The sequence below is a fragment of the Prevotella micans F0438 genome (assembly GCF_000243035.1).
In the GTDB taxonomy this organism is placed as follows: Bacteria; Bacteroidota; Bacteroidia; order Bacteroidales; family Bacteroidaceae; genus Prevotella; species Prevotella micans.
In genome coordinates this window covers 103,871-116,727 of the sequence record NZ_JH594522.1, presented here as the reverse complement: position 1 = coordinate 116,727, position 12,857 = coordinate 103,871, and the positions used below count along the sequence as shown (strand labels likewise).

At 43.2% G+C, this 12,857-nt stretch carries 7 protein-coding genes; 3 read left to right on the top strand and 4 right to left on the bottom strand.

Annotation, left to right across the window (positions count from 1 at the left end; translation table 11 throughout):
- Positions 1-19: 19 nt before the first annotated feature.
- Entirely contained in the window at positions 20-895 is an 876-nt protein-coding gene (locus tag HMPREF9140_RS05035; RefSeq protein ID WP_006952272.1) for a DUF6261 family protein, read from the bottom strand.
- Positions 896-1,816: 921 nt separating this feature from the next.
- On the opposite strand from HMPREF9140_RS05035, the gene HMPREF9140_RS05030 reads away from it, so the two are divergent.
- Positions 1,817-2,614 carry a Nif3-like dinuclear metal center hexameric protein gene (locus tag HMPREF9140_RS05030; protein ID WP_006952269.1) on the top strand — a complete coding sequence of 266 codons (798 nt, stop codon included), beginning with the start codon at positions 1,817-1,819 and terminating at the stop codon, positions 2,612-2,614.
- A 12-nt stretch (positions 2,615-2,626) separates the two neighbouring features.
- Positions 2,627-3,457, top strand: a complete 831-nt coding sequence (locus HMPREF9140_RS05025; RefSeq protein WP_006952267.1) for a zinc ribbon domain-containing protein — start codon at positions 2,627-2,629, stop codon at positions 3,455-3,457.
- A 71-nt stretch (positions 3,458-3,528) separates the two neighbouring features.
- Here HMPREF9140_RS05025 and HMPREF9140_RS05020 read toward each other — a convergent pair whose 3' ends face one another.
- From HMPREF9140_RS05020 to HMPREF9140_RS05010, 3 genes are all read right to left on the bottom strand, one after another.
- The gene (locus HMPREF9140_RS05020; RefSeq protein ID WP_006952262.1) at positions 3,529-5,361 is read right to left on the bottom strand and encodes a DUF349 domain-containing protein; all 1,833 of its coding nucleotides are present in this window, start codon (positions 5,359-5,361) and stop codon (positions 3,529-3,531) included.
- Between the two features lie 106 nt (positions 5,362-5,467).
- Positions 5,468-6,394, bottom strand: a complete 927-nt coding sequence (locus HMPREF9140_RS05015) for a magnesium transporter CorA family protein (protein WP_006952259.1) — start codon at positions 6,392-6,394, stop codon at positions 5,468-5,470.
- 836 nt (positions 6,395-7,230) lie between these two features.
- Positions 7,231-9,222 carry a fibronectin type III domain-containing protein gene (locus HMPREF9140_RS05010; RefSeq protein WP_018572184.1) on the bottom strand — a complete coding sequence of 664 codons (1,992 nt, stop codon included), beginning with the start codon at positions 9,220-9,222 and terminating at the stop codon, positions 7,231-7,233.
- Positions 9,223-9,515: 293 nt separating this feature from the next.
- Here HMPREF9140_RS05010 and HMPREF9140_RS05005 point away from each other — a divergent pair, with 293 nt between their 5' ends.
- Entirely contained in the window at positions 9,516-12,626 is a 3,111-nt protein-coding gene (locus HMPREF9140_RS05005) for a T9SS-dependent choice-of-anchor J family protein (RefSeq protein ID WP_025073398.1), read from the top strand.
- The last annotated feature ends 231 nt before the right edge of the window (positions 12,627-12,857 follow it).

The following is a 12,857-nucleotide window of genomic DNA, read 5'->3' as shown; positions in this document are numbered from 1 at the left end:
CACCTGATGTATAACACACCTACATAACCACATCCGCCACGTCATTCTCCGCTATAGCGTCATCCGATTTGGGCGCATCCGAATCTTGCTCGACTTCGGGCATCTCGTCCGAATAATCCTCTAACGTTTCCTGATTGTCTGCTTTCTTTCTCGGTCGTTTTTTCTGTGCCATGCTCTCGTTGTAAGTCCTACGGAAATCAGAGATATAATGGTTAATCTTTGCCACCAGCTCAAGAATCGACCGCTTCTCTTCGTCAGTTTTGGCGAACACATAGGCGGCTGTGACGTGCTGCATCGCAACGGAATAAATCTCGTCCAGCTTCGGACGAATTTTATACGTAGCTGTGTAGTCATGCCGCGTGTCGACACGGCGTATTTCCGTGGCTCCGTATTCATCGTTCACCCGTTCCAGGTCGTCGACAACCTCCGTAATACCTAGCATGGCCATATCGGCAGCCTTCTCTCTAAACGCCTGAACCATACTCCGAATCATCGCATTTTTATGTTCTCTAGACTGCTTTTGCAAACCGGAGAATTTCCTCACGATAACCTCTAAACTATGCGCCGAATCGGCCAGATTACTGATTGTCGACACGCAGTGTGTTCGCACAATCTCGAAGAGGTAGGTGATGAGTTTCTTGCGTTTCCGGTCTATTTCTGCCAGTTCACGCGTGATTGCTAACACTTCTAGCTTCGGTGCCTTAACGAGTGCTTGGTTCACGAGTGCTCGCCACTCATTAATCATCTCGTCGCTTATGTTCAGCTGTGCCCGGTTGGCATTTGCAATGATGTCACACATTCGTACGTGAAAGGTCACATAAAAGCCATTCGTAAACTTCGAGCAATGACAGCCCTTAATCTTAATTCGGTTCGGCAAAACACTTGTTGTTTCCATATCTCTAACAGTTTTTATTCTTAAACGCACCGTATTCTCGCAGTCAGAAAACCTTTCACCCTCGCTTCGCATTATGATTTTAGCCGGTGAACGCCCTTCATCCTTGCTTCACATTATGATTTTAGCCGGTGAACGCCCTTACCCTATATGTTGCGTTGTGTTTTCGGAGTGCAAGTTACTGATTATTCTTTTCATTCAATTATTTAAATAGATAGATTTATAAAATAGTATTTTACAGAACTTATCGAAATAAATAATTATAGAGATTAGTAGTATATATAAATTACTGAAACACATATACATATAGAATGTTATTAAAAATTGATTATTAAAAGAATTATCCTAACTAAATAGTATCTCATAGAAATTCTTGAATTATATAGCTTCTAAGTTTATTAGATTAAATAGTCTCATTAAATAGATATTTATATAAATAATCTCTTTAAAGAATATCTTGAAACAATCATATGGTTAAGATATATCTTTATAGAAATTCCTGAAATAAGTTTTCTTACAAATTATGTCTTTACAGAATTTCTGTAAAGAACTAATCTTATCAGATAATTCTTTATATAACTTCTTGAATACTATATCGGTATCCGGTGCCTCGTAAATCGAACTGCAAAGGCACTCTCAACCACCCGGCGCTTCTCAAATCAAATTGCGATGACTCCCTCACCCGTCCGGTGCCTCGTAAATCGAACTGCAAAGGCACTCTCAACCACCCGGCGCTTCTCAAATCAAATTGCGATGACTCCCTCACTCGTCCGGTGTCTCGCAAATCGAACTGCGAAGACACTCTCAACCACCCGGCGCTTTTACGCATACTTATACTGAGATTCAATCAGCTAAATTGAAAAAGATGAAGCATGTGTACGGTTAATGGAGAACATCTAATTATCTTTGCGACTCAAAAATCTTATGCGTAGCGTGAAAATTAAGGAAGTAATCAACGCCCTTGAACAATTCGCTCCTCTGCCCTTGCAGGAAGACTACGATAATGCCGGCCTGCAAGTTGGATTGACAGAGACGGAAGTATCAGGGGCTTTATTGTGTCTTGACGTGACCGGCGATGTGCTCAACGAAGCTATCAATACCGGGTGCAATCTGGTGGTGGCCCATCATCCGCTTATATTCCACAAACTGGCCCGTGTGGCCGATGAAAACATGGTTCAGCGAATCGTTAGAAATGCAATCCAAAACGGAATAACCATCGTGGCCATGCACACCAATATCGATGCCGCGGAAGGCGGGGTGAACCATAAGATTGCTGAGAAACTGGGACTGCAAAACCTTCGTCCCATCGGTAAAGAAAAACAAGTGGGAACGGTATGTGGCTCCGATGGAATTATTGGCAGTTTGCCTCATCCGATGTCTGCCAGGGAGTTCATCGAACTGCTTAAAACAAGATTCAATGTTGAATGTTTACAGGCCAACCAGCTCTTGCAGCGTAATATTAAACGGGTTGCCCTGTGCGGCGGGGCTGGCTCATTCTTGCTGGATGACGCCATAAAAGCTGGTGCCGACGCCTTCCTGACCGGCGAGATGCACTATCACGAATACTTCGGACATGAGCAGGAAATACAAATCTGCGTCATCGGGCACTACCAAAGCGAACAGTTCACCCCCGAAATATTCAAATCTATAATCGAGCGTGGCTGCCCGGGCGTGAGCTGCATCATCTCCGAAACAAACACAAATCCAATTGTATATCTATAAAATTACAGAAATATGACAAAGACAGAATCATTCGAAATCTCTGTAGAGAGCAAACTGAAGAATCTCTACCAGTTGCAAACCACCTTGTCGGGAATCGATGAAAAGCGGGCCTTGAGAGGCGAACTGCCCCTCGAAGTGCGAGACCTCGAAGACGAACTGGCCGGACTCAACACGCGAATAGACAAGATTAAGTCTGAAATCAGCGAGTTCCGTAAAGCCATAAGTCAGAAGAAAGCTCAAATTCAGGAGGCTCAGGCAAGTTTGGAACGCTACAACAAGCAACTCGAAACCGTGGCCAACAACCGTGAATACGATACCCTGACCAAGGAAATCGAGTATCAGAAACTGGAAGTTGAACTCTGTACCAAAAAGATTAAAGAAGCCCAGTTGAAGGTTGAAGAACGCCAGAAAGACCTCGTTGAAAACCAAGAACTGACCGCAGAACGTAAACATGACTTGGAAGAAAAACGAGTGGAACTCGACGAAATAATGCAAGAAACCCGCGAAGAAGAGGAAAGCCTCAAAGAGCAGGCCGCCGAACTCGAAACGCAAATTGATCCGAGTCTTCTTCGCAGTTTTAAGCGCATCCGCCGTGGTGCCCGCAACGGTCTAGGTATTGTTTATGTGCAGCGCGACGCTTGTGGCGGTTGCTTCAACAAGATTCCGCCCCAGCGCCAGCTCGATATCAAAATTCATAAAAAGATAATCGTGTGCGAATATTGCGGTCGCATCCTCATCGACCCCGAACTAGCCGGAGTGCAAGAGGAGATTGTTATCGAGGATAAACCCAAGAAACGCAAGGTGACTCACAAAAAGAAAGACGACGCCGAAGTGGTAGAATAAAAAAGAAGAGGTAAAAGTTCAAAGACTTTTACCTCTCTTTTTTTTTCAGGCAATTCGTGGGAGAATCGCGTTTATTTGTTTTCGGCGTCTATGATACGAATCTTTTGCTTCACTTCTTCCAAATCGCTTTTCAGTCGTTCGATGCGGCGTGTCATATCTTCAATGAGATTATTGCCTTTTTTGCTGCTTGCATTCAGGAAGCCGAGATTGTTTTCATAGGTATTTATGTCTTGTTTAAGCTGGTCGAACCGATGCATTAGTCGCGAACGCTCAGTGTTAAGTGCGGAGACTCCGCGTTCGGCCATTTTCTTTATGTTGCCCTTGAAATCGTCGATACGTTTGCGAGAGGCGTCTATATTGAGCATCTTGTGCAGTTGGTCGACAATTGAATGATAATCGTTGTAGATTCGCTCTTTTGATTTGAATGGCACATGACCAATCTTTCCGAACTCTTCGATTAGGTTGTTGAGCGTTTCAGCGGCGTTATCGGGTTTTTCTTGTTCAAGAGCTTTGAGTTGCTCTATGATTTCTTTCTTTCTCTTGAGATTTTCATTTTGTTCTCCTTTTGTATCGGCTCTGTTGGCATCGCGTGCGTCGAAGAATTTGTTGCAGGCTTCCCGGAAATCTTCCCAAAGTTTGTCGGCATTCTTTCTTGGCACCATGCCTATTTTACGCCATTCCTTTTGGAGTTCTATGAGCTTTTCGGCTGTGGTTTTCCAGTCGGTAGAATCGCTCAGGGCGCGTGCTTGTTCGATGATTGCTTTTTTCTTGTCGACGTTTTCCTGGAAGCGAGCTTTGAGATTTTTATAGAACTCCGACTTGCGTTTGAAGAATTCGTCGCACGTTGTGCGGAAGCGTTCGTAGATTTTTGTGTTGAACTTACGTGGTACAGTTCCGATATTTTTCCATTCGGCCTGCAGAGCCATGATTTCTTTTGAATGTTCCTCCCAATCGGCCGATTTCCGATTTTCTTTTTGTGCGATGAGTTCAGCCTGTTCGCAGAGTTTTGTTTTCTTTTCTAGATTTTCTTTTTCGGCTTCCCGAATGGCCTCGAAGTGTTGCATGTGGCGCCGGTTGATGATGGTGCTCGCTGCTTTAAATCGTTCCCATAGGGGTTCACGAAGTTCTTTCTCGACAGGACCGGTTTCGCGATATTCTTGATGCAGTTCTTGCAGTTGATGGAATGCGCTTACAGGGTCATTGAATTCGGTGAGGAGTTCGGCTGTTTCGCAGAGTTTTGTTTTCTTTTCGAGGTTTTTCCGAAAATCATATTCGCGTGCTTCTCTGTTTAGATTCAGCAGGTCGTAGAATTGTTCAACGTAGAGCTGATAATTTCTCCAGAGCTCGCTTACCTTGTCGGCTGGAATGAGTTTAATTTCTTTCCATTCCTGTTGTAGTGCTTTGAATTCCTGGAAATTTTGGTTGGCCTCTTCGGGCGTTGTCGCCATTGTTTTTATTTGTTCGATGATGGCTAATTTACGCTCGAGGTTCTTTTGTTTCTCTTCTTCCTGCTGGAGGACGATTTTTTGCCGTCTTTCGCGGATGATGGATAACTCGACTTTGAATTCTTCTTCTTCGATGTCGGGTCTGATTTGAAATTTCTCGGGGTCTCCTCCGGCTTGTATGAACTCTTTTTGTTGTGCGTCGCGTTCAGCTCCCAGGAGTTTATAGAATACCATTTTGAGATATTCTGTCTCGCTTTTTTTTGGTATTTCCTCGTCGTGAGCTATTTCCTTTATTCTCTCTAGCACCTCGTGTTTGGTGTTGAAAATTCTGGGATGTGGTTGTTGCTCTTGTGGGGTGTCTTTAGAGTTTTCTTCAGAGCTGTTTTGGACAACAACCTCTTCGCTGGGCTTAACTTCTTGTGTCTCCTGATTGAGGAGATTCTCTTGAGAGTCGATCATTTGAATTCGGATTTATTTATTTGAGTTTTTCAAAACTTGCGTTGCAAACTTACTTATTTTCTTTCTAAAAGGCTCGCTGTCACTGCTTGTTTTGGTTTTTGCCAACTTAAAGCAGTCGTTTGTGGCGGAGTATCCACCATGAGGCTCCCGACACGACAACCGATATGATGAGTGCGATGATGAATCCCCATTGGCTTTTTTCCATTCCGTTGACAAGGTTCATTCCGAAGAGCGATGAGATGAGCGTGGGGAACATCATGATGATTGAAACCGAGGTGAGTGTTCGCATAACTGTGTTCATGTTGTTGTTGATGATGCTGGAATAAGTATCCATTGTCGATTCGAGGATGTCGGAATATATGTTTGTTGTTTCGCGTGCCTGAATCATCTCGATGTTAACGTCTTCAATCAGGTCGGCATCTAGTTCGTCCACCTGAAGTTTGAATTTCAGCTTGGCCAGCAGATTTTCGTTTCCGCGAATGGAGGTAACGAAATAGGTGAGCGAATCTTGTAGCCGACTCAACCCTATCAAACTTTCGTTGTTCACGCCTTTGTCTAGATTCCGCTTTGCTTTTTCGATGAGCGTACTGATTTGTTTGAGCCGTTTCAAATACCATACGGCCGACGAGAGGAAAAGTCGGAAAATTAGGTCTACATAATCCGTGAATCCTGTTCCGCGTTTTTGCTGAAACGAAACGAAGTCTATCATCATGTTTGTTTCGAAGTTGCACACGGTTATGGTTACATCGCGTTTGTGGATTATTCCTAGAGGGACGGTAGTGTAGGGTGTGCGTGAGCGTATTTCCTTTACGTATGGAATACGCAGAATTATGAGCATCCATCCGTCGTCGTATTCATAGCGTGCTCGTTCGTCGGTGTCGCTGATGTCGGATAGAAAATAGTCTGGGATGTGATATGTGTCTTCCAATTCTTGTTGTTCCCTTTCTGTTGGGCATGTTACCTGAATCCAACAATTAGGCTGCCATTCTTTGATGGTGCTCAAATTTCCGTTTATGTTCCAATAGGTTTTCATTTCAGCTAATCTCCATGATTACAATATAAAGGTGGGGATTAGCATCCCGGTTCCGGGGGCGTTATCCTCACACTTACGAGTTGAAATTCGCGTGATAATCGTCTTTGTTCGACATTTCTTTTTTACAAAGTTGATTGTTTGTATTTACCTTTTCGCTGCCAGATTCCTGTCTTGTTCGCAACTCTAGTTGCTTTTGAAAAGGGCGCTTGCAAAGGTAATTAATTTGCCCCCCTCTCCAAAAAACGATGTAATATTTCAAGTATGTTACACTGTTCTCGGCTTTGTCAGACGGTCGTGCATCTTTGTTTACAGAGGTTCCTGATTTTATTGTGAGTCTAAATCATTCAATATTTCTCTATCCGATTTTGATTATTAATTAAGGGAAGTTCCGAAGATACTATACAATAATTAAAATTATATTCGGAACTTCCCGTAGATATAAAAAGTAGTAAAAATGATTTTAGGAGTTTTCCAGAAATATAAAACAGTAATGTAAATGAAGTTCGGAACTTCCCCGAGATATAAAGAGTAGTAAAAATAATTTTAGGAGCTTTCCGGAAATATAAAATAGTAGTGTAAATGAAGTTCGGAACTTTCCGAAGATATAAAATAGTAATGAAAATAATATTAGGGACTTTCCAGAGATGTTAAATAGTAGTTTAAATTATATTCGGATTTTTCCGGAGATATAAAACAAGAATTTATATGCTCTTTGAGTTTGCTAGGAGATATAAAACAATAATGATTTCTTTTTCTAGGCTGGTTAGTCTTAATCTATAAGAGGATGTGCCTTTTCAGGACACATCCTCTTATAGATTAAGAAACGATGGTTATTTCTACATAGTAAGCTTGATAGTTTGCTTGCCTACTTTGACGAGGAACACACCGTGACCAAATGTTGGAAGTGTGGTTGAGGCGGCTCGACTGGTGTTGGAGTAAACAATGGCGCCTGTGAGGTTGTAGACATAGATATTTTCCTTTCCGGGGTTGTCTATAACTATGCTGTTGCCTTCGAGGCGAACGGTTGCTCCAGAGATGTTGGCTTTCGTGTTGCTGATTCCTGAAACAACAGCTTTGCCTACGTATTGAAGCTCTGAGAAAGGACTCTCCAGGCGTGAGATGCTTTGCTGGGATACTTTGCTTACTCTCACGGATTGTGCTCTGTGATATATGTCCTTTTGGTTGGCTTTGTAGGGCACATTAACTTCTATGGATTTTTTATCTAACCATCTTACATAGAAGAATGGGTCGTTGAAAGTTTCGCCTGCTTTGTAGTCCTGAGCTATTTTAATCTTGCTGAGGTAGAGGTTGCCTGGGTAGCTTACGCCGTAGAATCCTATGATGGAGCGTTTTGTTCCGGTTGTGAGCTGGCAGCTGAAGTCTTGCCATGTACCTTTTACTTCGCCGGGATAGATAAGTTCGCTTTGCTCATAGTCGCCTTTCTCGGCATTGTAGTTGAACAGGGCCACAGCACATTGTGTGTAACCTTTATGCTCAACATTGTTGTTGTCGTAGTATGAGCATTCTTCTCCGCATGCGGTGAGGTTTATTTTTATCTTTCCGTTGTCTTTTGATAGGTCGAGTTCGGGCGAGATTAAACCTGCGTCTTGATGGTTGTAGAGATACTGGAAGGCGTCGAATGTGAGGGCGTCTTTGTAGATGGCGTAGCTTTTTGCAATCCATCCGGCCTGCGACATACCGTCGATTACACCTTGGTCGAACGTGTGGGTGTCTTTGTTGTCTATGGAGAACTCTACTTCCTTACCGTTGGAGTATTTGAGTCCGACAAGATTCAGGTCTGAAATTGTGAATTCGCCAGCTTGGTCGGCGGTGCGAGTGTAGTAGCTTATGTAATTATAACGCTCTGCAGATGGTACGCTGTCCCATGATGCGGTATATTTTCCATCCTTTATCTCTGTGACAGGTTTCAGGAATGGGGATGCTACGTCTTTTATTTCTACCTCCTGAGATGGTATCGAAACGTGGCTTCCAACCTTGGAACTAACCGTGTAGTAGTATATATCGCCTGAATGTGCGCCTGTTACTGTGTAGGTTGTATCGGTGTTGGAGAAATCTTTCAGTAGATAGTTTGTAATGTTTCCGGTTTCGTCTTTGCTGTATACGTTTATGATATACGAATCGGCATTTGCTACCTTACTCCATCTGAGGTCGAACTGTGCGTCTTCATTGGCCTCTCCTTTATAATTCTTATGATTATAGGCGGTTGGAGTCGCTGCATATTGGTTAATCTGGAAAACCTTTACGTCGTCGATTAGCAGAGATGCATCCATAGCTACGATATTAAAAATCGTGTATTTGCCGCCACCGTAGAACATATAGGTGAATGTTTTCCATTCGGTTGTTACTTCAGGCAGTTGGAAACTTCCCATGTTACGCCATGAGGGTGCCATGTTGAAAGTTTCGGCAGCTTCAACAAGTGCAAAGGATGCCGGCTGACTTCCATTCGGAACTCGTGCTTTGAAGGAAATAAAACAAATTCCTTGATAGCCGCTAACATCCAGCATCGGAGTGTTTACATGTCCTTGTTCTTGCTTGGGAACAACATTAAGAAAGAGTTTTCCGCCAGCAGGGAAAGCGTTGTGAGCTCCCCATCCGGGCATTGTTGTGTACTCGTTGAGGACATTGATCCAAACGATTCCATCAGGATTCTGGAAGTTTATATTTGCGTCGAAGTCTGGCGCATCTTCGGTTCCTGTGGAAAACTTGGAGAAGTCTTCATTGAGAGTTACTACTTCGGTGCCATATTCCAGAGGATTAGTTATCGCTTTGAAATAAGGAGCACCTTTAATTTCTTTTTCGGGGGTCATCGGGGCCGCATTTGCTGTTCTGCTTCTGACTTGTGAACTAGCCGGTATTACAGAACATCCTATGAACCCTGCTACAATTAATTTTTTTGTAAAATTACTCATAGAACTTTAGGTTTAAATGTGAATAAGATTGTGAATAGAATTATGGTATCTTCCAGTATTTGAAGCCCTAGAGTTTAACCATAAAATTTTCCCTGCAAAGAAACTTTTTTTTTTCAGAAGGGCAATTATATAAAGTGGAAAAATGTATCTTTGCCCCGAATTAACATTTGGCATATATAAGAATGTACATTATGAGGAAAAGAATATCTACAATCCTGTCTCTAATTATGGGAGTTTTTACTCTCTGTAGTGCACAATCTCAACAGCAGATTAGTGCTTTTGAAAAACATAACGCCATAAATAATATTGCTGATGGCGAGGCTAACATATATGGATACTTACGCTATGATTGGAAGTATCGTACGAATGGAATCATAAATTTCCAGACCAATACGCCTGATAAATCAGTTTTATTAAAGGATTATGGTAATGTTCCTGGTAAGACACCAATATTCACCGCTGGAACCTATGTGGGTGGAGATTATTATTGCTATGAAACTATACTCTATGCTAATGTGATTATGCCACAAGGATTAAGTATAGTAGACCCACTTACGGGAGCCTATGTCAAGAAGAGTACTCTGCCGGAAGGCACGACTCTTATTTTGGACGAAATGACCTACGACCCCAAGACCGATAGGATATTTGCTATTCATTATGATACAGACGCCTTTACAACAGATCTGTATGAGATAAGCAAGACAACGCTTGCATTAGCCAGAGTGGCAACTATTAACGAGCCATTCCTCACGCTTTCTGCCGACGATGGTTATCTGTATGCCGTAACAGTTGAACGTGATTTTGCCAAGGCTAATCTCGTTAAGATAAATCAGAGTACGATAGATGCGACCAATCAGAGTTGTACGGTAGAGAAAATCAGTCCTGCAGAGGGGCTTGGCTTGAATGTAGGGAACTTCAGCCAGTCGATGGAATTCGATAAAACAACACACCGTCTATGGTGGCAGGCTCAAACACAAGATGACAAGTCTTACCTAGTAGAGCTAGATCCTAAGACGGGAAAGATAATAAAGAGTACGCTCGACAACAATAAAACCCAATTGCTAGCCATGGGGATTCCTTATCAATATGTTGTAGATGAGGCCCCTTCTTATGTTACTAGCCTCAAACTTAAGGCCGAGGAAAATGGAGGAAGTAAGGTTACTCTTACTTGGAATATGCCCACGCTTAATTATCGCAATAAAACACTTGCCAACATAACCGGTGTGAAGATATTCCGTGATGGTCGGCTGGTAAAGAGAATACCTTCAACTAGCATAGGCGCTGCTATGAGTTGGGTCGACGAAGGACCATCTAATGATACACACATATATAAGATTATTCCTTATAATACGTCGGGTGATGGTATATACAAAGAGGCTTCGGTTTTTGTTGGAGAAGACCTTCCTGGAGCCCCGGCAAATGTCAAATTGACGGCTAACGAGTCGGAAGGAACGCTTACATGGGACGAACCTGCTGAAGGAATTCATGATGGATATTTTGACAAGGCATCGCTATCTTACGATGTTACTCGGCTTCCCGATAATATAAAGATAGCTACCCGTACAACCAATCGTACACTGACAGATAGAGTCAGCAAGCATGCCGGATATAGCTATGTTGTTGTTGCTTATAACAGAAAAGGCCAAGGTTTGTCTTCTACATCAAATACAGTGGCTTTCGGAGCTTCGGAGGCAATACCGTTTACATCCAGTTTGAATGATAATGACGACTTCGGGCGTTGGACTGTGATTGACAACAATAACGATGCTATGACATGGAAGTTCAATTCGAAAACTTCCTCGGCGTACTACGATCGTAGCGAACATAATGCTGATGACTGGTTGGTTTCGCCTCCGCTATCGTTCGTGAAAGACAAGAAGTACCAACTCCGCTATACTTATTCCACATCTAACTGGATTAATCCCGACGACAAGACGCCAGTGATGGAGAAGATGAAAGTATTCTATGGAACAGAACCGACAGTTGCCGGTCTTACCGCGATGATAAAGGATTTGGAGGAATTCCACACGGCTTCCGAGACTTATTTCTATGGCAAGAATATCTTCAGTGTAGGGGCAACCGACAAAGGATATATTGCCTTCCAGGCTTGTTCTGATGCAATGCACGGGCAGATATTCCTCAAGGACGTGTCGCTTCGCGAGTATAGCGATAAAGATTTGAGTGTTAAGGGTCTCACAGGGTCGGCTACGGCCAACTGTGAAGTTGAACAGGTGTTCGTAGCTACCGTAGGCAATGAAGGTTCGAAAGCTGTGAGCAACTACACTGTTCAGCTATTTAATGCCGATACCGATGAAGTGCTTGCTTCGGCTGCTGGAGTGTCAATTATGCCTGATGAAACGGGTAATGTTTCCGTGAAGTGGACACCTGCAACAGAAGGAGATATAAATGTATCGGCACGTGTTGTTTTGGATGGTGATACGTATCCGAAAGACAACGTTCTCGGCTCGCCGATAAAGGTCAAAGTTGCAGCTAAGAATGCAAGCAAATGGCTAACAATCAATACCGACGAGACCTACGGCTGGTACTCTCCCTTCTTCGTTTCGATGCCTTATTCGCAGGCACAATGTCTGTATATGGAAGACGAAATCCAGAAGAAAGACATTAGCTTCATGGCAATGCAGGTTAAGTATAATGGAAAGTCAAAGGGAGAATTTACATTCCCGGCAAGGATTTATATCAAGACCACCGACCGTACCGACCTCCTTTCTGCCGACAACGCATATATTGGAGTATTCGAAGAAACCGGTTGGACAAAGGTCTTCGAAGGTAATATAACCATAAACGGCCCCAAGGAAGGAGCTGATTTACAGATAAGGTTCGACACGCCTTTCCACTACACAGGCGGCAATTTGAACTTTAAGTTCGAAGCCCTTGCAGGCAAAAAGCGACTCATAGCAAACCAGCATCCCGAATGGCATCTGAAAGAAATTATCGGTAAGGCACGTACGGCTCATTACGACGGTCAGACCAGCAATGTGAAGGAGTCAGAAATATTCCCGTCCCCCTATGTGCCTTTCATGATGCTGGAATACAAGGAAGGCGGAACCTCCGGCATTCTCTCTGTGGGAGGAGAAGGTTTGAATATCTATCAGAAAGGCAATATTCTATACCTCTCGTCGGTTTGCGAGAAAGCAGAACTGTTCAATGCCTCCGGCTCGCTCGTGTGTGCAGCCAACAACACCGATCGTCTCCAGCTGACTTCGCTTTCTTCAGGCGTATATCTATTGAAAGTGAATAAGAATGGCATGATAAGAACCATGAAAATCGCGTTGAAACGATAAATATAAAGGTGAGGTTCTCTGCCGGCGGTGAACAGTCCGGTGGGAGAACCTTACGATAATCTACATCCGGAGTAAATAATAATAGAGTTGTGGAACCTGTCGAAAAATCTCAGGCTAAAGCGGAGATGAAGAATATGGTCGAAATACCTTAGTCCGGGACCAAGGTACCCTTAGTCCCATACCGAGGTACCATCAGTCCCGGACTGATGTAGGATGATGTCCGTACTGATC